Source organism: Pantoea sp. UBA7232, assembly GCF_002473195.1.
GTDB classification, from domain to species: Bacteria; Pseudomonadota; Gammaproteobacteria; order Enterobacterales; family Enterobacteriaceae; genus Pantoea; species Pantoea eucrina.
Map to the genome: position 1 here is coordinate 33,296 of NZ_DKTK01000018.1, position 19,947 is coordinate 53,242.

The 19,947-nt window shown below is 59.6% G+C and carries 18 protein-coding genes; 8 read left to right on the forward strand and 10 right to left on the reverse strand.

Going from position 1 to position 19,947, the window contains the following annotated elements; translation table 11 throughout:
• Positions 1-33: 33 nt before the first annotated feature.
• The 3 genes from bioD to B4056_RS14655 form a co-directional block, all read right to left on the reverse strand.
• Positions 34-738, reverse strand: coding sequence for a dethiobiotin synthase (gene bioD, locus B4056_RS14645; protein ID WP_288655128.1), 705 nt, complete (start codon positions 736-738; stop codon positions 34-36).
• A gap of 108 nt (positions 739-846) precedes the next feature.
• On the reverse strand, positions 847-2,064 hold the full coding sequence (gene mlc / locus B4056_RS14650; protein ID WP_094110910.1) for a sugar metabolism global transcriptional regulator Mlc: 1,218 nt from the start codon (positions 2,062-2,064) through the stop codon (positions 847-849).
• A gap of 135 nt (positions 2,065-2,199) precedes the next feature.
• Positions 2,200-3,096: a LysR family transcriptional regulator gene (locus B4056_RS14655; protein WP_039384400.1), complete on the reverse strand. Its 897-nt coding sequence runs from the start codon at positions 3,094-3,096 to the stop codon at positions 2,200-2,202.
• Between the two features lie 128 nt (positions 3,097-3,224).
• Here B4056_RS14655 and B4056_RS14660 point away from each other — a divergent pair, with 128 nt between their 5' ends.
• The 5 genes from B4056_RS14660 (at position 3,225) to B4056_RS14680 (ending at position 6,812) form a co-directional block, all read left to right on the forward strand.
• Positions 3,225-4,430: an MFS transporter gene (locus B4056_RS14660; protein ID WP_223811754.1), complete on the forward strand. Its 1,206-nt coding sequence runs from the start codon at positions 3,225-3,227 to the stop codon at positions 4,428-4,430.
• A 147-nt stretch (positions 4,431-4,577) separates the two neighbouring features.
• Positions 4,578-4,829, forward strand: a complete 252-nt coding sequence (locus tag B4056_RS14665; protein WP_288655130.1) for a hypothetical protein — start codon at positions 4,578-4,580, stop codon at positions 4,827-4,829.
• 243 nt (positions 4,830-5,072) lie between these two features.
• On the forward strand, positions 5,073-6,257 hold the full coding sequence (locus tag B4056_RS14670; RefSeq protein WP_288655132.1) for a sugar transporter: 1,185 nt from the start codon (positions 5,073-5,075) through the stop codon (positions 6,255-6,257).
• A 121-nt stretch (positions 6,258-6,378) separates the two neighbouring features.
• The gene (locus tag B4056_RS14675; RefSeq protein WP_150034387.1) at positions 6,379-6,702 is read left to right on the forward strand and encodes a hypothetical protein; all 324 of its coding nucleotides are present in this window, start codon (positions 6,379-6,381) and stop codon (positions 6,700-6,702) included.
• 11 nt (positions 6,703-6,713) lie between these two features.
• The gene (locus tag B4056_RS14680) at positions 6,714-6,812 is read left to right on the forward strand and encodes a YoaK family small membrane protein (protein WP_139239671.1); all 99 of its coding nucleotides are present in this window, start codon (positions 6,714-6,716) and stop codon (positions 6,810-6,812) included.
• A gap of 39 nt (positions 6,813-6,851) precedes the next feature.
• Here B4056_RS14680 and B4056_RS14685 read toward each other — a convergent pair whose 3' ends face one another.
• Entirely contained in the window at positions 6,852-8,126 is a 1,275-nt protein-coding gene (locus tag B4056_RS14685; RefSeq protein WP_104084987.1) for an MFS transporter, read from the reverse strand.
• Positions 8,123-9,544, reverse strand: a complete 1,422-nt coding sequence (locus tag B4056_RS14690) for a M20 family metallopeptidase (RefSeq protein WP_104084988.1) — start codon at positions 9,542-9,544, stop codon at positions 8,123-8,125. The genes B4056_RS14685 and B4056_RS14690 overlap by 4 nt, the downstream gene beginning before the upstream one ends.
• A gap of 145 nt (positions 9,545-9,689) precedes the next feature.
• Between B4056_RS14690 and B4056_RS14695 the strand changes: the two genes are divergently transcribed.
• Complete coding sequence (locus tag B4056_RS14695) at positions 9,690-10,604, forward strand: LysR family transcriptional regulator (protein WP_071668836.1); 915 nt, start codon at positions 9,690-9,692, stop codon at positions 10,602-10,604.
• Here B4056_RS14695 and B4056_RS14700 read toward each other — a convergent pair.
• Positions 10,594-12,180 (reverse strand): ABC transporter substrate-binding protein, encoded by a 1,587-nt coding sequence (locus tag B4056_RS14700; RefSeq protein WP_288655463.1) that lies wholly within the window; start codon positions 12,178-12,180, stop codon positions 10,594-10,596. The genes B4056_RS14695 and B4056_RS14700 overlap by 11 nt on opposite strands.
• A gap of 124 nt (positions 12,181-12,304) precedes the next feature.
• Here B4056_RS14700 and pepT point away from each other — a divergent pair, with 124 nt between their 5' ends.
• A complete protein-coding gene (gene pepT / locus B4056_RS14705) occupies positions 12,305-13,537 on the forward strand; it encodes a peptidase T (RefSeq protein WP_094110915.1) in 1,233 nt (410 codons plus the stop codon).
• Between the two features lie 32 nt (positions 13,538-13,569).
• Here pepT and B4056_RS14710 read toward each other — a convergent pair whose 3' ends face one another.
• Both B4056_RS14710 and B4056_RS14715 read right to left on the reverse strand, forming a co-directional pair.
• Positions 13,570-14,355, reverse strand: coding sequence for a transporter substrate-binding domain-containing protein (locus B4056_RS14710; RefSeq protein WP_039384421.1), 786 nt, complete (start codon positions 14,353-14,355; stop codon positions 13,570-13,572).
• Positions 14,356-14,368: 13 nt separating this feature from the next.
• On the reverse strand, positions 14,369-15,535 hold the full coding sequence (locus tag B4056_RS14715) for a methionine aminotransferase (RefSeq protein WP_094110916.1): 1,167 nt from the start codon (positions 15,533-15,535) through the stop codon (positions 14,369-14,371).
• 128 nt (positions 15,536-15,663) lie between these two features.
• Between B4056_RS14715 and B4056_RS14720 the strand changes: the two genes are divergently transcribed.
• A complete protein-coding gene (locus tag B4056_RS14720) occupies positions 15,664-16,506 on the forward strand; it encodes a LysR substrate-binding domain-containing protein (RefSeq protein WP_288655139.1) in 843 nt (280 codons plus the stop codon).
• Here B4056_RS14720 and B4056_RS14725 read toward each other — a convergent pair.
• Both B4056_RS14725 and B4056_RS14730 read right to left on the reverse strand, forming a co-directional pair.
• Complete coding sequence (locus B4056_RS14725) at positions 16,503-18,173, reverse strand: methyl-accepting chemotaxis protein (protein WP_039384427.1); 1,671 nt, start codon at positions 18,171-18,173, stop codon at positions 16,503-16,505. The two genes, B4056_RS14720 and B4056_RS14725, sit on opposite strands and share 4 nt — an antisense overlap.
• A 158-nt stretch (positions 18,174-18,331) precedes the next feature.
• Positions 18,332-19,855, reverse strand: a complete 1,524-nt coding sequence (locus B4056_RS14730; RefSeq protein WP_288655142.1) for a carboxylesterase/lipase family protein — start codon at positions 19,853-19,855, stop codon at positions 18,332-18,334.
• Between the last annotated feature and the right edge of the window lie 92 nt (positions 19,856-19,947).

Here is a 19,947-nt window from a genome sequence, read left to right on the forward strand (position 1 = left end):
TTAATCGTGTTCTGACAGGCTGACAGCTGCGGGTCAGCCGGCTGCGGGTTGTGCCCTGGTAAAGGAAAACGCCGGCCCGGTTAACGCCTCCGGATCGATATAGCGCGTGAGATCGCGCTGCTCAGCGCGCGGCAGATAAGGCAGCTCTCCCAGCAGCGGCGCGGCAAGCCGGTCGCGCAGCACGCTGACAATATCCGCATAGTGAGCCAGGCCCGGATTGATGCGGTTTGCGACCCAGCCTGCCAGCGTCAGGCCATCGTGCGCAATCGCCTCCGCTGTCAGCAGCGCATGATTAATACACCCCGTTTTTATCCCCACGACCAGCACGATCGGCAGCTGCTGCTGCTGTACCCAGCTGGCGAGCGGCTGCCGATCGTTTATCAGGCTGCGCCAGCCGCCTGTGCCCTCCACGATCACATATCCCGCCTGCGCCTGCAGATCGGCCAGATGACGATCCAGCAGCGCGTAATCGATATGCTGCCGTGCCCCCGGTCCGGACGCGTCATCGGTCAGAATAACCGGATTAACCGCCGGATAGCTGAGCGTCAGCCCTGACGCCTGCTGCAGCAGTTCTGCATCGCGGTTGCGTAATCCTTCCGGCGTGGCGCGCGCCTCTTTTGCCACAGGTTTAAAACCTGCGGCGCAGATGTTTGCCTGTGCCAGCAATTGCAGCAGCGCGCATGCAACCACTGTTTTTCCTGCTCCGGTATCGGTACCTGTGACAAATAGCGTTTTCACCTGTTCCACTCCTTCCAGTAAGCAGCATGGATAGCCTGCGAAGAAGGCAGTGTAGGTAATTGACGCCGCCGGATGCTTGCGTTAGCGCAAACTTAAGGTGGGCTGTAGTTATCCCTGCAGCAGTTTAATCAGCAGATGACCGTTATAGAGGGCATCTTTGATCAGCGCTGCCGCCCCCAGCGTACCGGGATCGCTCATTAACGCAGGCACCAGCTCCAGATCGCGGCTGTAAGCGGGCAGCGCCTGCTGCCGGATAGTGCTGTTTATGGCGGGGAAAAGTACGTCTGCCGCCTGATTGAGTGGCGAACCGATAAGAATTTTTTGCGGGTTGAAAATATTCACCATCATCGCCAGCATACGCCCGACGTGATGCCCCACGCCGGCAATCGCATCGTGCGCCAGCCGGTCACCCTGCTGCGCAGCGCGGCAGAGGTTTTCCAGCGTCAGCGGCTGCTGATGCAGCGGGCTGTCAGGCTGTAGCGCCAGCCGCTGCTGCGCCAGCTGCAGCAGACTGGAAGTGCTGGCCACGGTCTCCAGGCAGCCGTGATTACCGCAATAGCACTGCTGGCCCCAGGGATCGATCTGGGTATGCCCTATCTCCACCAGCGCACGGCCGCTTTTATGCAGCAGCTGACCGCCACTGATGACCCCTGCGCCTACGGTCTCATCAATAACAATCTGAATAACATCCTGCGCGCCGCGCGATGCGCCAGACTGCGCCTCTGCCAGCGTCCACGCTGAGATGTCATGCTGCACAAACACCGGCAGGCCGGAACGCTGCGCCAGCGTTTCGCCCAGCGGCATATCCTCTACATCATAGCCCGGCATGCGATGAACCACGCCGGAGGCGGCGTTGATAAGCCCCGGGGTGGTGATAGCGATAGCTGTCAGACGCTCCAGCCGCTGCTGATGCCGGATAAAGAACGCATCCACCAGCGTCTGCAGCGTCTGCAGCAGCGGCACGTCAGACGTCACGGGCAGCGGCAGTCGATCCTCTTCCAGTGCGCGGCTGCTTAAATCGCGCAGCGTCAGCGTGATTGCGCCGGGCTGAATACGTATCGCCAGATAGTGCCACGCCAGGGTATCGAGCACGAGACCAATCGCCGGACGACCGCGGCTGCCCGGCTCCTGAAACTCCGTTTCCTGCACCAGATGCGCATCCAGCATTTCGCGTACAATTTTAGTAATGCTGGCGGGTGCCAGCTGCGCCCGCCTGGAGAGTTCAATACGTGATATCGGCCCATGCTGGTCAATCAGACGGTAGACTACGCCTGCGTTAGTCTGTTTGATGTGGTCAATATGACCAGGCTGACTCTCCCGATTCACACCCTGCTCCCGGATATTTTCGCGCTTCTAAATAAACATTCGCTATGGTGAGGCACTTTGCCGGAGAGCGTTAACTATTTGGCTGGAAATGTGACTGGTCGCACAGATTGTTCGGCTCCGTCTGCCCTGATTGCGTCAGATTTCAGCGTTTTCCAGCATCAGCGCCTGCATGTTGCGCATCTGGGCGGTGGGTTCCCGCAGCGCTGACCAGACCAGCCACACTTCCGAGCGCGCATCGCTCTCCTCCAGCGGGATCCAGATCAGATCGGCGAGCCGCGCCCGGGCAAACGCAGCGGGCAATACCGAGATCCCCAGCCCGGTCGCTACCAGTCCCAGAATCGTCATCGCCTCACCCGCCTCCTGCGTGATAACCGGGCTGACGTGATAGCGATGCAGCAGGGCCAGAATGTCACCGTAGAGCGCCGTACCGCTCTGCGCGTCAAAGAAGATAAACGGCTCCCCGGTCAGGGCGCGAACGGAGAGGCTGCGGTGCTGCGCCAGCGGATGATCGCGGTGCATCACCGCATATAACGGCTCCCGCAGCAGCAGCTGGTAATGCAGATCTGCCGGCAGCGGCGTATTGCGCATCACACCCAGATCGAGCTGGCCATCAAGCAGCGGCGTCAGCTGCTGGCGGGTGTTGTGCTCCTGCATATGAATATGCACTTCCGGCCAGCGCTGGCGAAAACGAAACAGCGCATCGGAAACCAGTCCGGTAAACGGGGCTGATGAGGTAAAACCGATGCGCAGTTCGCCCTGCTGCCCCTGATGAATGCGTGCCGCCCGGTCAGCGCTCTGGTTTACCTGCAGCAGAATAGCGCGCGCATCCTGCAGAAAAGCGGCACCGGCCGGCGTCAGCTGTACGCTGCGATTGGTGCGCACCAGCAGTCGGGCCTGAATGCTCTGCTCCAGCTGCTGGATCTGCTGGCTGAGCGGCGGCTGAGAAATATTGAGGCGCCGCGCCGCGCGGCCAAAATGCAGCTCCTCAGCGACAGCAATGAAATAGCGCAGGTGACGCAGCTCGATAGCCATATTTTTAACATATCAGTTGAGAGGATTAATATATTGTACATCTCATTAACGCCTTTCTACAGTAAATCACTCTCTCTCAATAAGGATATCCTGTGAGCCGCCTTACCTCGCTGATATGGCGTAACCCTATCGACGTCACTGCTGACGCCACCCCGTCCCGCATCGGGCGCGACTCACCGCAGTTCCTGCCGGTGACGCTGGCGCTGTTTTCTGCCGGCCTTGCCACTTTTGCTCTGCTCTACTGCGTCCAGCCTATTCTGCCGGTGCTGTCGCAGCAGTTTGGCATTACGCCGGCGCAAAGCAGCATCTCGCTCTCGCTCTCTACCGGATTGATGGCGCTGGGGCTGCTGTTTACCGGTCCGCTTTCAGACGCTATTGGCCGTAAGCCGGTGATGGTAACGGCGCTGATGCTGGGGGCGCTGTGTACGCTGCTGTCGGCGATGATGCAGAGCTGGCACGCCATTCTGCTGATGCGGGCGCTGATCGGCCTGTCGCTCAGCGGCGTGGCCGCCGTTGGCATGACCTATCTGAGCGAAGAGATGCATCCCCGGGTGGTGGCTTTTTCGATGGGACTCTATATCAGCGGTAACTCCATTGGCGGCATGAGCGGCCGTCTGCTCACCGGGGTGATCACCGATCTCTTTTCCTGGCGAATCGCCATTGGCGTCACCGGCTGCTGCTCGCTGGCGGCGGCGCTGATGTTCTGGAAAATCCTGCCCGCATCGCGTCACTTCCGCCCCGCCTCGCTCCGCCCGCGCCATCTGCTGATCAACTTCCGCCTGCACTGGCGCGACGGCGGGCTGCCGCTGCTGTTTGCCGAAGCCTTTCTGCTGATGGGCGCGTTTGTCACCCTGTTTAACTATATTGGTTACCGGCTGATGAGTGCGCCGTGGACTCTCAGCCAGGCGGTAGTAGGATTACTGTCGCTGGTCTATCTCACCGGCTCATGGAGTTCGCCAAAAGCAGGAGCCCTGACCGGCCGCTTTGGGCGCGCGCCGGTGATGCTGAGCGCTATCGCTATTATGCTGGCAGGACTGCTGCTGACGCTGGCACCCACCCTGTGGCTGATCGTTCCCGGCATGCTGCTCTTTACCGCCGGTTTTTTTGCCGCTCACGCCGTTGCCAGCGGTTGGGTGGGAACCCGCGCCCGGCGCGCCCGAGGCCAGGCCTCTTCACTCTATCTGTTCAGCTACTATGCCGGATCCAGCCTGGCCGGTACGGCGGGCGGCCTGTTCTGGCATAGTTACGGCTGGCCGGGCGTCACGTTATTTATTACGCTGCTGCTGCTGCTGGCACTGCTCACCGGTTTTCTGCTGCTGCGCCGCCGCCTCTGACCCGCGCTTATGGCCAGGCGGAGCGCCCCGGCTCCGCTTCTGCCACCTTTCTCCAGGTCCACCTGAAACAAAACTGCAATTCATCGTTATAATCTTTTCTATTCCAATAATAGTCAGACGTTTTTTTTTACAGCAATGAGGTGGTTAATGGCGCTTTTTTACTATGTTGATAAACATGCCGGGTATAACAATAATCATGTGGTGCACGCAAAAGGCTGCCCGTTCCTGCCTGCCGACCCTGCGCGGCGCTTTCTTGGCACTTTTTATGCGCCGAACGCGGCGATCCAGCAGGCGCGTAAATTCTATCCGGGCGCCATGGGCTGTGAGCACTGCTGCCCGGTGGGTGTAAAAAAAAAACTGACCCCCTGCAATAGCGTGGCCCTGAAACATATGGTGTGACTCTGATAATTCTGGTCTGAAGTCACACTGTTATAAATAAGGGTTACGTCGCCACTCTGTCAGCCCTGAATTCCGCGCTTTTCCCCGCCAGCGGCTGATGCCGGTAATAAACAGAGGAATAAAAAAGCCTTAGCAGGTTTCCATCTGCCGGTTCATCAGCCACAATAGAGATAATTTGTGACGCAGATCACCTTTGAGGCGTCTCTGCTCCCGTTAACCTGCTGTCTGACTAATTTGAACTTCATGCAAACATCTACCGTTTCCCGTAAAACAGCCTGGCTACGCGTTGTCCTGCTGGCCATTGCGGCGTTTGTCTTTAATACCACTGAATTTGTGCCGGTCGGCCTGCTTTCTGATATTGCAGCAAGCTTTACGATGAAAACGGCAGATGTGGGGATCATGCTCACCATTTATGCCTGGGTGGTGGCGCTGCTGTCGCTGCCGCTGATGCTGCTGACGCGCAACGTTGAGCGGCGTCTGCTGCTGGCGGTGCTGTTTATTCTCTTTACCGGCAGCCACGTGCTCTCAGCGTTTGCCTGGGACTTCCGCTCTCTGGTGGTGTCCCGTGTCGGGATTGCGCTGTCACACGCCGTGTTCTGGTCGATTACTGCCTCGCTGGCTATTCGCGTGGCACCGGCAGGTAAAAAAACGCAGGCGCTGAGTATGCTTGCCACCGGAACCGCACTGGCAATGGTTCTGGGGGTGCCTATCGGGCGCGTAATCGGGCAGTATCTCGGCTGGCGCACCACGTTTGGCATGATTGGCCTCTCGGCGCTGGTGCTGATGATCCTGCTGGTGCGTGTGTTACCGCGTCTGCCCAGCGAGCATACCGGCTCACTCAGCAGCGTGCCGATGCTGTTCCGCCGTCCGGCGCTGGTGACGATGTATCTGCTGGTGACGCTGGTGGTCACGGCGCACTACACCGCTTATAGCTATATTGAACCCTTTATGCAGGTGGTAGCGAACGCGGATGCCAATTTTACCACCCTGCTGCTGCTGCTGTTCGGCTCTGCGGGCATTCTCGGCAGTATTCTGTTCAGTACGCTGGGTAACCGCTTCCCGTCTGCGATGTTAATCGCTGCTATTGCGCTGATCACGCTCTGTATGGGACTGCTGATTTTTGCAGCGGTGCGCCCGAGCGCCATTATCACCCTCTGTATTATCTGGGGCATGGCGATGATGATGATCGGACTGGCGATGCAGGTTCGCGTGCTGTCACTGGCCCCGGATGCCACCGATGTGGCGATGTCGCTCTTCTCCGGTATTTATAATATCGGTATCGGAGCCGGCGCACTGCTCGGCAGCCAGGTCAGCCAGCATCTGCAGCTCTCAGACGTGGGTAACGTCGGGGCGCTGATAGGGCTTTTCTCGCTGTTCTGGTGCGTGGCGATTTTCCGCCGCTATCCGCAGTTACGCTCTAATGGCTGACTGACTGACCGACCGGCAGCTGCAGGGATGCACGCTGCCGGAGCCCGCTTTTTGTATTACGCCTCGCATCCTGTCCGTTTTGCCTTTTATAATCCCACTGACTCTCTCCGCAGGGACCGTTATGAACAGTAAACGAGTAACGCTGATTCTGTCGCGCGCCGTCAGCCACGTCATGCTTGAGGATATCCGGGCGATTGTGCCAGCCGCTGCGCTGAGCGTTTTTATCAATACCCTGGATGAAACCCGCTACGCCACGGTTGAGTGCCTGCAGAGCGAAGAGAGCTGTGCGCTGCTCGCCTCCGCTATTGTGGTCTGGCGTCAGCTCGGGCAGATTCAGCACATTGACTACCATAAAGGCGATCGCCTGCGGCAGATCGCGGATGCCACGCAGTTTGAACTGTTCAGCATGATGAAAACGCATCGCGCGCTGCTCCGGCTCGCTTAATAAGGATTGCTATGAAGATTGGTTTGCTGTTTCCCATTGCCATTATTGTTGCCGGCGTAACGTTTCTGGCCTGGTTTATCGCCAGCGGTGCAGCGGTGCCGGGGTCGTAAAGCGGCACCGCTGCGGCGGCAGCAGCCGACGTCTGCGCCTTAACGGATATGCTTCTGGCTAAAGAGCAACGCCGCGCCGCTCAGCAGCGACATCGCCATCAGATAATAGCCCGGTGCCAGGCTACTTCCCGTCCAGCTAATCAGCAGCGTGCAAATCAGGGGCGCAAAGCCGCCAAAGAGGGTAACGGCGACGTTATAGCTGATCGCCATGCCGCTGGCGCGCGTGCCCATCGGAAAGAGATCGGCCATCACTGAAGGCACCACGGAGAAGTAGACCGACTTCAGCAGCGCCATCCAGCAGACCAGCAAAATCAGCGTCACCGGCGTGGTATGGTTCGCTAACAGCCGGAACGCCGGCCAGATGGTAACCATTAGCAGTATCAGCGATCCCCACATCAGCGGTGCGCGGCCAACGCGCTCCGCCCACAGGCCCATCAGCGGCGTCACCAGCGTCAGGATCACCCCGCCCAGCAGCGTAGCGGTAAAGGCCGCGCTGCCTGAAAGGTGCAGATTTTTGGTCGCCCAGGTCGGCACATAGTTCAGCATGTAGTTAACCGCCGTCGAGATCACCATCAGGCCAATCGCCAGCAGCATCAGCTGCTTCTGGCGCCCGAACAGGCGCTTCAGCGGCGCGGGCTCTGGCGGGCGGTCGGCAAAGCTTGCGGGCTCATGCACATGGCGGCGGATATAGAGACCCAGCGGACCAATCAGCAGCCCAAAGGCAAACGGAATGCGCCAGCCCCACGCCTGCATTTCACTTTCGCTCAGCAGCTGCGTCAGCCCCAGCCCAAACGCAGAGGCCATCAGCGTACTGGCTCCCTGGGTCGCGAACTGCCAGCTGGCAATAAAGGCTTTGCGCTCGGGATAGTGCTCCACCAGAAAGGCCGTCGAGCTGCCAAACTCGCCGCCAGCTGAAAATCCCTGAATCAGCCGCGCTACCAGAATCAGCAGCGGCGCCAGCAGCCCGATGTGCGCATAGCCCGGCATAAAAGTGATGATCGCCCCGCCCAGCATCATCAGATTGATTGAGAGCAGCAGCGCCCGCTTGCGTCCGTGGCGATCGGCGTAGTTACCCAGCACGATTGCCCCCAGCGGGCGGATCAGAAATGAGACGCCAAAACTGCCAAAGGTCAGCAGCAGCGAGACCGCCGGATCGCTGACCGGGAAAAACGCGTGGGCAATATAGCTGGCAAAAAATCCATATACCGCAATATCAAACCACTCCAGGGCGTTGCCGATGCAGGTGGCAAACAGCGTTTTATGCAGCGCAGGTTTACTCCCCGCGAGCGTGGCGGCCGGGTTCAGGCTGCTCATTGTGCACCTCCTGCTCTGGCACGATGCTGTGCAATAAGCGCGTCACCCCGCTCGCCCAGATCCCACAGCAGCGCGGTCATGATCTGCAGCCCTTCGCGCGCCACCGGCGTCAGCAGATGCTCATTGACGCCATGCTGCCCGCAGGCCGGATAGGAGTGCGGCACCCAGAGCGTCGGTAATCCCAGAATGTCCGCAAACACATCGTTCGGCAGCGATCCGCCCAGATTCGGCAGCAGCGCCGGAGGCTGCTCACACAGCGCCGTCATGGTATGCATGACCCACTCCACCAGCGGATCGGTCGGATCAAAACGCGTTGCCGGCGATCCGTGCAGCACCTCAACCTCAACGTCAGTAAAGCCTGCGGCGGCAAGGTGAGCCGTAACGTGCTCGCCCAGCCGCTGCCAGTCGGTTCCCACCACGAAGCGCAGCTGGCATACCGCCGTGGCGCTGGCGGGGATAGCATTCATCGGGCGTGCCGGATTGCCGGTGATAAAGGTCAGCACTTCCAGCGTGTTCCAGCCATAAAGGCGTTCGGCAGGCGTCAGCCCCGGCTCCCCCCAGTTGCAGGCAAGCGCAGGATCGCCCGGCATGCCGCCCACGCGGATGCTGCTCAGGATCGCACGCACCGCGGGCGTCAGAGAGTCAGGTTTCAGCGCGGCGACCTGCAGCTCACCGCGGGCGCTTATCAGTGCTGCGATCGCATGGGCCAGCCGGGTACCGGGGTTACTCAGCAGGCCGCCCCAGTTGCCGGAGTGACAGGCGTTGTCGCGCGCGTTGATGGTGAGACGAAAATTCACCGCGCCGCGTGAGCCGAGAAACAGGGTCGGACGGGGTGCGCTGACGCGCGGTCCGTCTGACGCGATAAAGAGATCCGCCTTCAGCAACGCAGCATGTTCCCGGCAGAGTTCCGCCAGGCCCGGCGAGCTAATCTCCTCACCCATTTCAAACAGCAGTTTGCAGTTAAAGCCGAGCCGGCCGCCCCGCGCGTGCCAGACCTGCTCCAGCGCCGCCAGATTTATGCAGTGCTGGCCTTTATTATCCGCGCTGCCGCGCGCATACCAGCGATCGCCCTCTGCCGTCAGCTGCCAGGGATCCAGATCGGCGCGCCAGTTTTCATCGTCACCAAAGACCACATCGCCGTGACCATAGCTCAGCAGCGTGGGCAGCGTCGCCGCTTCCATACGGATGGCAACCAGGAACGGCGGCTTATCCGCCAGCGGGTTGGCGATAAAGTGCAGCTCAAAACCGAGCGCGCTCAGCTGCGGGCCGATCTCCTCGCGCAGGTAATGCGCCAGCTGCGGCGCACGATCTGGTCGCTGACTCTCCGTGCGCAGCGCCACGCGTCTCGCCAGCAGCTGCTGAAACTCACCGCTGTCGAAGTAGCGCAGCGCGGCTGATATCGCCCGATCTCGTGTCATGTTTGCATCTCTGTTTGCGTTATTGTGCTGACATAGTTACGAAATCACTGCTTTGCCACAATTATCAATTTATCGAGTATGCTTTGCTTTTACAGCAAAGCTTCCCTGCCCGTTTCTGAGGCATGCACTATCATGAGGCACGTCGATGTTAAGCACTGAACTTCGCTATTTTCTGGTGGTTGCCCGGGAAGGATCGCTCAGCGCGGCCAGCGCGCAGCTCTACGTGGCCGTTTCCGCTATCAGTCGTCAGATACAGCGGCTGGAGACGCAGGTTGGCACGCCGCTGTTTCAGCGCCACGCGCGCGGGATGGTGCTGACGGAGGCGGGGGAAATCTTTGCGCATCACGTGCGAAAAACGCAGCTCGATATGGAGTATGCCCTGGCGGAAATCAACGGATTACGTGCGATGCGGCGCACGCTGATCCGCGTGGCCTGTACCGATGGTCTGGCGTTCAGCCTGCTGCCGGCGCTGATCGCCGCGTTTCGCGCTGACCACCCGGCCACGCTGTTTGAGGTACAGGTGGCAGACGCACAGGGTGTGGCAGAGCAGCTGCGTCAGGGCGCGTGCGATATTGCGCTGCAGTTCAGCCTGCGTGCTGAACAGGGAGTGGAGGTTATCGGCTCCTGGCCTGCGCCGGTGTTGCTCCTGATGCAGCAGCAGCACCCGCTGGCCGCAGCGTCCGCTATTACGCTGGCGCAGCTCAGCCACTATCCGCTGGCGCTGCCGCAGCAAAATACGACCGTACGCCAGCTGTTTGAACTGGCGAGCCACATGAGCGGCCAGCTGATTGAGCCGGTGTTAACCTGCGACAACTTCTCGGCGCTGTTTAACTTTCTGCTGCAGACGCCGCAGGCGGTGACAATCTGCAGCGCCTTTACCGTACGCGGCCAGACCGGACGGCATCAGCTCGCCCTGCGGAGCATTAATATCGAACAGCTCAGTCAGCGTACACTCCAGCTGCAGGCGCAGTCAGGGCGGCCCCGCAGCGCCGCCCTGACGCTGTTCCTCGCGTTCCTGCAGCAGCAGCTGAGCGCAGAAGATCCAGCGCTTACTGCTTAATATCGACCGGATAGAAGTTGTGCTTGCCAAACGGATCAACCTGATAGCCGCTGACCGACTTGCGCACCGGTTCAAAAATAGTGGAGTGTGCGATCATGACCGCCGGCATCTGGTCATGCATCATCTGCTGCGCTTCCTGATAGAGCGCAACGCGCCGCTCGTGATCCTGCTCGGCGCGCGCGGCGGTAATGATTTTCTCAAACGGCTGATAGCACCACTTTGACGAGTTGGAGCCGCCATTCGCTGACGTGCAGCTGTAGAGCGGACCAAAAAAGTTATCCGGATCGCCGGTGGCGGTGGTCCAGCCCATCAGCGCCGCCTGATGCTCGCCGCCCTTGACCCGCTTAAGATATTCGCCCCACTCATAGCTGACGATGCTGGCTTTGATGCCCACCTGCGCCCAGTCCGCCTGAATCATCTCAGCCATCCGGCGCGCGTTGGGATTATAGGGGCGCTGCACTGGCATCGCCCAGAGCGCGATTTCGGTACCGGGTTTGATGCCCGCCTCCTGCAGCAGCGCTTTGGCCTGTTGCAGATCGTAGGCGTAATCTTTCAGCTGCCGATCCGCGCTCCAGACGCCCGGCGGCAGAATGTTTTTCGCTACCGTGCCGGTGCCTTTGAAGATTGCGTCGATAATCGCCTGTTTATTGATGGCCATTGCCAGCGCCTGGCGCACCTTCACATTATCCAGCGGCGCTTTGGTGGTGTTAAACGAGAGAAAACCGGTGTTCAGGCCCGACTTCTGCTCCAGCGTCAGATCGGGATTGTTGCGCATCTTATCGAGATCGGCCGGATTCGGGAACGGCATAACCTGGCACTCATTTTTCTCCAGCTTCGCCAGTCGCACCGAGGCGTCCGGCGTGATTGAAAATATCAGCCGATCCAGTTTTGCTTTGCCCTGCCAGTAAGCCGGGAACGCCTTATACAGAATGCGTGAATCTTTCTGATACTGCACCAGCTCAAACGGGCCGGTGCCAATCGGCTGCATATCAACCTTTTCCGGCGTGCCCGCCTTCAGCATTTTGTCCGCATACTCGGCGGAATGAATGGAGGCGAAATACCACGCCAGATCGGCAAGAAAAGGCGCTTCCGGGTGCGCCAGCGTGATACGCACGGTGTGATCATCTACGCGGTCAATGGCGGTGATGAGTTTTGCCAGCTCCAGGCTCTCAAAGTTCGCGTAGTTGCCGCCGGATACGGTGTGATAGGGATTTTTTGCATCCATCTGCCGCATAAAAGAAAAAATCACGTCGTCCGCATTGAAGTCGCGTCCCGGCGTGAAAAGTTTATTGCTGTGGAATTTTACGCCTTTGCGCAGATGGAAGGTGTAAACCCTGCCATCGGGGCTGATCTCCCAGCGTTCTGCCAGCGCAGGCTGTAAATCGGTCGTGCCGGGACGGAAGTCCACCAGCCGGTCAAACAGCGGTACGGCGCTGGCATCCACGCTGGTGCCTGAGGTATAAAGCTGCGGGTTAAAGTTTTCCGGGGAGCCTTCAGAACAGTAAACCAGCGTCTTCGCTGACACACCGCCCGCCACAGCCACGCCCAGCAGGCTTAGCGCCAGTTTGCTCATCATCATTTTCATACTGTTTCTCGCTTTTTATTGACTTATGTTGGTCTGCATCGCTATTTATTTCATTGATAACATGTTTTCACCGCCAGGCGTATCACCTGCGGACCCTTACTGATAAGGAATTGTGATGACAGACCAGCTTGCCCGGGAACTGACCCGGCGGTTTTATCGTTATCTGGCGGTCTCCAGCCAGAGTGATGCAAAGTCCACCACCCTGCCCAGTACGCCCTCTCAGCATGAGATGGCTGCGCTGCTGGCACAGGAGCTGCGAGACCTGGGGCTGCAGCAGGTCGAGATTGACCAGCACGCCACCGTAACCGCCGTTAAGCCCGGCAACACGCCTGGCGCACCCCGTATCGGTTTTATTACCCATATCGATACCGTGGACGTTGGCCTCTCGCCCGATATCCATCCGCAGACGCTGACCTTTACCGGCGACGACCTCTGTCTTAATGCTGAGCAGCAAATCTGGCTGCGCGTGGCGGAACATCCGGAGATCCTGCCTTACCGCGGTCAGGAGATTATTTTCAGCGACGGCACCAGCGTGCTGGGTGCCGATAACAAAGCTGCGGTAAGCGTGGTGATGACGCTCATGGCGAATCTGCAGGGCGCGCACGGCGATGTCGTGGTCGCGTTTGTGCCGGACGAAGAGATTGGGCTGCGCGGTGCCAAAGCGCTGGATCTTGAGCGGCGTTTTAACGTCGATTTCGCCTGGACCATCGACTGCTGTGAGCTGGGAGAGGTGGTCTATGAATGCTTCAACGGCGCCAGCGCTGAGCTGGTGTTTAGCGGCGTGCCGGCGCATCCGATGTCAGGGAAAGGGGTGCTGGTCAATCCGCTGCTGATGGCGCATGATTTTATCAGCTGTTTTGATCGCCAGGCGACGCCGGAACAGACCGAGGGCCGCGAAGGCTATATCTGGTTTAATGAGATGCAGGCGAACGCCAGCCAGGCGGTGCTGAAAGCCTCCATTCGTGATTTCGATCTGCAGGGTTTTGCCGCGAAGAAACAGCAGCTGGCAACGGTTGCCGAACAGATTGCCGCCCGCTATCCCACCGGCAAGGTGGCGCTGACGATAGGCGACGTTTACAGCAATATCAGCAATGCGATTGGTGAAGATCGCCGCGCCATCGATCTGCTGTTTGCCGCGCTGGCGCAGGCTGGCGTGACGCCGAAAGTGATCCCGATGCGCGGTGGCACCGATGGCTCTGCGCTGTCAGCGAAAGGTCTGCTGACGCCTAACTTTTTCACCGGCGCGCACAATTTTCATTCGCGCTTTGAGTTTCTGCCGATCCCCTCGTTTGTGAAGTCGTATCAGGTGGCGGAGGCGCTCTGCGCGCTGGCTGCCAGGCCAGCCTGACAGAGGGCAGGCGTTGCGCCTGCCCCTCTTTATCAGGGCTGTTTGCTGGCAGTCACGTCAATGCCCGGAAAATATTTGGCTGCCAGCCGGGTCACGGTGCCGTCCGCCTGAACCTTGCTGATAGCTTCATCCAGCGCCGTTTTCAGCTGGCTGTCGCCTTTGCGCAGTCCATAACCGATGCCGGTGCCCAGGATAGCGTCATCCTCAACCGGTCCGCCGGCAAAGGCAAAACCTTTCCCCTGCGGCTTATCCAGGAAGCCGGACTGCCCGGCCGCCGACATCACCAGCGTGCCGTCCAGACGACCGGCGACCATATCGTTATAGACCTGGTTCTGATCCTGATAGGACGTTACCGTCACGCCCTGAGGCTCCCAGTGTTTCTTCGCATAGGTCTCCTGAATAGAGCCCTGCAGCACGCCGACCGATTTGCCTTTCAGCGCATCTGCTGAAGGCTGCAGCTTCTCGCCCGCTTTCACAATCAGCATGCTGGGAATACGGTAAATCGGTTTGGTGAAATCGATGCTTTTTGCCCGCGCCTCGGTGATGTTCATCGCGGAGTTAATCGCATCAAACTTTTTCGCCTGCAGCGCCGGGATCAGCGCATCAAAGCTGCTCTCCACCCAGCTGCAATTGAAGTTGCCGGTTTTACAGATGGCGTTACCCAGCTCAATATCAAAGCCTTCCAGCTCGCCGTGCGCGTTGCGGCTCTCAAACGGCGGGTATTGTGACTCCACGCCATAGCGCAGGCTGGTCTGCGCCAGCGTCTGTGCCGATGCGATCATGCCCAGTGCAATAAACAGCGCGTTTAGTTTTTTCATTATATGTCCTCTTTTACCCTGTAACCCGGCAGAGCGCAGCTGCGCCCGCCTCAAGTGTGGCGTCATCTTTAGCAAACGAAAGACGGATTAATCGGTTATCGGTGCCATCTGAATAAAACGCTGAGAGCGGAATGGTCGCCACGCCGTAATCAACGATAAGACGTTTTACCATTTCGCTGTCGCTCTCGTCACTGAAATCGCGAAAGCTCGCCAGCATAAAAAAGGATCCGCTGGCGGGCAGCAGCCTGAACGGTGACGCCTGCAGCAGCGTGGCCAGCCGGTCGCGCTTTGCCTGATAGAGCGCAGCGAGCTGCAGATAGTGCTCCGGCTGCGCGAGATAGCAGGCAAACCCCGCCTGCATCGGCGTGTCTGCCGCGTACATCATGAACTGATGGATCTTGACGATTTCTGCCATGATCGCAGCCGGTGCCAGCGCGTAGCCAACCCGCCAGCCGGTGACGTGAAAGGTTTTGCCAAATGACGAGACGATAACGCTGCGCTGCGCCAGTTCCGGATGGGTCGCCATACCGCAATGCTGACGGCCATCAAACAGAATATGCTCATACACCTCATCTGACAGCACAATAATATCGGTGTTGCGCGTCAGCTGCGCCAGCGCGCTCAGGTCTGCCGGCGTCAGCACCTGTCCGGTCGGATTATGCGGCGTATTAATAATGATCATGCGGGTACGCGGTGAGAGACGGGCGCGTACCTCATCCCAGTTAATGGCAAAATCGGGCTGCTGCAGCTTGATCCCTACCGGCGTGGCGCCCTGCAGGCGCACCACCGGCGCATAGCTGTCGAAGGCTGGCTCAAAAAAAATCACTTCATCGCCTGCGTGCACCAGGGCTGAAATCGCCATATAGAGCCCCTGGCTGGCGCTGCCGGTGATCAGCACTTCGCTGTCAGCATCATAATGCTGGCCATAAAGCGTGCGCACTTTTTCCGCCAGCGCGTTTTTCAGCGCCGGCAGGCCGGTCATCGGCGCGTACTGATTCTGGCCGTCGCGCATCGCCTGCGCCACCAGCTCCACCAGCAGCGGATCGCAGGGAAAATTGGGGGCGCCCTGCGACAGGTTAATCGCCTGATGGCGGGCCGAGAGCTGACCGATCACGCTAAAGATCGTGGTGCCCACATCGGGCTGTTTTGAACAGAGAGAAACTGGCGTGGTGATGCTCATTGCTGCGGCCTCGCTGACTGACAGAGTAAGATTGAAAGATCAGATCGTTATTCAATGCATAGCGCCTTGAGACGACAAGCGAATTGTCGTCATAATAGCCATGAGAAAATTGCATAGCTGAGGATGTTATGGCCTGTTCTGCTCCTCCCCTGACAGCGATTAACGCGTTTCTGGTGACGGCGCGCTGTCTCAATCTGACGCATGCGGCGCGCGAGCTGTACCTGACGCAGAGTGCGGTAAGCCGCAAAATTGCCACGCTGGAAAACTGGCTGGGCTTTGCGCTGTTTCAGCGCCATGCGCGTGGCCTGCGGCTGACTGAACGCGGCGCGGCGCTGGTGCCGGAGCTGCAGCAGAGCTATCAGCAGCTGCTGGCGGTAACGGAACGGGCGCGCCAGCCGTCGCAGACGCTGCGGCTGAAAGCGCCCAGCTGCATTATGCGCTGGCTGCTCCCGCGCCTGATTGCGTTTGAACAGCGCTACCCGGCAACGCATGTCGCGCTGACCACGACCCAGGAGCATCTCTCTCAGCTGGAGGAGTTCGATGCGGCGATTGTTTATGGTCTGCCGCCACCCGATGCGCTGCGGCTGTTTGATGAGCGTCTGACGCCGGTGCTGGCCGCCGGGATGGCGATCCCGCAGCGAATTGAAGAGATGAGCGCGCTGACGTTTCTGCATCCGACGCCAGACCGGCGTGACTGGCAGCACTGGCTGCAGCAGCAGCGGATTGAGCTGGTGATGCAGCGTAATCAGCATTTTGCCACGATGGATCTCGCTATCAGTGCGGCAATACAGGGGTTTGGTATTACGGTGGCGGATATCACGCTGATTGAAAACGATCTGCTGGCGCAGCGCCTGGTGACGCCGTTCCCCGGCAGCGTGGCAACCGGGGCGGCGTACAGTTTACTGCAGCGTCAGGATAAGCGCGTCCCGCCGCTGCTCGCTGAGCTGGTGTCGTGGCTCAGCCGTGCCTAAAAAGCGACCCACTCCTCACTGGCTGCGGGTTTCGCCGCCGGCGTAGCGCCAGCCAGCGCCGGACGACGCAGCGGAGCAGCGGAAACCGGCGGCGCATGATGAACCGGCGCGGCGGCAGAGAGGCGGAAACGCGCGACGGAGAGCTGCAGCGCTTCCGTCTGCCGCTCCAGCGCGCTCGCCGCCGCAGAGACCTGCTCAACCAGCGAGGCGTTCTGCTGCGTCACGCTGTCCATCTCCGTGACTGCGGTGCCAACCTGCGAGATCCCTTTACTCTGCTCTTCGGAGGCCGCAGCGATCTGTTTCATAATTTCGCTGACATCCTGCACGGACGTCAGGATCTGATCCATCGTGGTGCCGGCGCTGCTTACCAGCACGGAGCCTTTGTCCACCCGCTCCACCGAGTCGGCAATCAGGCTGGCAATCTCTTTTGCGGCTCCGGCGCTGCGCTGTGCCAGATTGCGCACCTCGCTGGCCACTACGGCAAAGCCGCGCCCCTGCTCACCGGCACGCGCCGCTTCAACTGCCGCATTGAGCGCCAGGATATTGGTCTGGAAAGCGATGCTGTTGATGACGCTGGTAATTTCAGCAATTTTCTTCGAGCTGCCGGAAATGCCCTGCATCGTGGCAACCACTTCGCCTACCAGCTGACCACCCTGCTGCGCGGTGCCGGTCGCGGTATCAGCCAGCGCGCTGGCCTGACGGGCGTTATCGGCGTTGAGTTTCACCGTCGCGGTGAGTTGCTCCATGCTGGCCGCGGTCTGTTCCAGCGCGGCCGCCTGCTCTTCGGTGCGTGAAGAGAGGTCATTGTTGCCGGCGGAGATTTCCGACGCGCCGCGGTAGATATTATCTGTCCCGCTGCGGATAGCGCTGACGGCATCGCGCAGGCTCTCCTGCATGGCGCGCAGCAGCGGTATCAGTTTGCCCACGCAGTTGCGGCCTGCATCCTCCATTGGCTGGCTGAGATCGCCCTGCGCGATCAGCGTAAAGTGCTCGCGGATCCGCGCCAGCGGCCTGACCAGCATGCTCACCAGATACCTGTCCGTAAACAGCAGGATCAGCAGACCTGCGGCCACCGCCATCACGATGATGACTTTGGTCATGCCTGTCAGCCGGTCTACCGTGACCCGTGTTGCATCCAGTTTGCTGCCCGCGGACTGATTAAAGGTTTCGGCAGTGGCGCCAAACGCGCGGCTCAGCGCCGGCGTCACGCCGGTCGCCTGCGCTTTGTACGCTTCAGGCGTGCCCTGGCGCGCCAGCGCGACCTGCGGCGCAATGCCCTCATCCAGCAGTTTCTGCCAGCTGTTGATTACGCTCTGCGCTGTTGCCGGATCCATCGGACCGGGTGCCATCGCTTTAAACTGATCCAGCTGCGCTTTCATGCTGCTGAGCGCCTGCTCAACGGGGGCAAAGGCTTCTGTGCTGATTGCCGCGCCGGCGGTACGGCTCTCCATGACGCGCGACAGACGCGTTACTACCCGAAAATATTGATCGTTGCCTTTGCTCAGCACCGTCATCTGATTCACCAGCTGGCGATCGACCTCATTGCCTTTCCCCAGCGCATTCAGCGCATAAACGCTGAACAAACCGACGCCGCACCACAGCAGGCAAAACAGCCCGAGCAGCGCCAGTAAAACCGCGCGAATCGTAAAATTTTTAAAGATACCCATACCTGTTCCCCTGGATTGATACGCGTTATCGCCCGATAAAATCGGGCATATTGCGGTTATCGGCAGCAGGCAGGGAAAATGTAACCGTTTTGTAAGCTAAATAAGCGCCAGCGCAGCGGGGGGGAACAGCGCAATCGTGCGCCGGTCTGCTACCGGCATTACAGCTGCACGTGGCTGCGCATCATCAGCCGGAACAGGCGCAAACGGCGACGCATAAAGCGCTTTTTTAAAGTGGTAACCGCACGGCCCTGTTCACCAAACGCGAGCGTGACATCCTCTCCGGTGCGCCAGACGGGCCACTCCGTTTCATTGCGACCGCGCAGGCGATAGCTGAATTCAGTGGCATCCCTGGCAAACGCCACCCAGTATGCGCTTACCTCTGCCGCCAAAGTTTTGTCCGCGGCAGTATAAGGCCGGTTATCGGGCGGCGGCAGCGTCTCCAGCGCGTTAAACACATAGGGGATTTCATTACCGTGCCAGGCGCCGTGCGGGTAGAGATCGCGCGCATTTTCAGAAACATAGTTAAACCAGTAGCGCCAGACGGGCATGCCGGTACCGGACTGCGACTGCGCGATCAGCAGCGGCATGACGGTAAACGCCATGTCGCGTGCCACCGCGCGTCCCAGCAGCGCATCATCATGAATGTCATATAACCATTTCAGCAGGCGATAGGTGAAGCGGTTCTTTTCGCGCATCTGCAGCAGCACGCCGCGCGCGTCGACACCAAAATAGTTGAGTACGCTGGCTTCATCGCTGTTGCTGCCAATCATCAGCGGCACGCGATGCTGCCGGCCGGCGATAAAGGTGTCGAGCATCGGCTTTGGCAGCACGGCATCCCCGCTGATCGCTACCGGTCCCGGTGCCAGCGGCTGCGCCAGCGACCAGAATGCATCGCCGGGCAGCGCGCGCAGCTGTTCTGCCGTTGCGTTCTCCGGCAGTCCGAAATGGGCGGCGACCTCTATTCCCTTCTGCCGCGCCTGCGGCTGCGTCAGATCGGGCAGACTGTAGCTGCTCTGGACGATGCCTTTGTGAAACAGCCCTTCTGCCAGCGGTGAACAGCAGAGAGAGAGTACGCTGCGGGCGCCAGACGATTCACCAAATAGCGTGATATTGCGACGGTTGCCGCCAAAGGCGGGAATATTGCGCTGGATCCACTGCAGTGCCGCTATCTGGTCGAGCAGCGCAAAGTTATTGACGGTTGCGCCCGCCTTATACTGCGCATCCAGCGCCGGATGTGAGAAAAAACCAAGATGGCCCAGCCGGTAGTTAAGTGTGACCACCACCACGCCCTGGGCGGCCAGCGCTTTACCCTGATAGGGATCCAGGCTGCCGGCACCGAGGGTGAAACCACCACCGTGCAGCCAGACCATCACCGGCAGCGGTGCGCCAGGCTCAGGATCGGGGGTCCAGATATTGAGATATAAGCAATCTTCACTGAATGTGCCCGGATCGCCACCACCGATGCCGATACAGTATTCGCGATTTTGCCAGCTCGCCGCTCCCCACGCGGTCGCGTCGCGTGCGGTTTGCCAGGGGGTAACCGGCTGAGGCGGCCGCCAGCGTAGCGCGCCCGTCGGCGGCGCAGCATAAGGTATCCCTTTGAAAACATAGATGTCATCATCCATCAGGCCGCTGAGCTCGCCTTCTGCTGTCTTGATCCTCAGACGCGGTTCATTTTTCATATCGGGTTCCCTGATAAAGCGTGGCTCATTATTTGCAGCGACCTGATAAATGTCTATGTTCTTAAAGCATTTGCAGATTATGCCGAAACATG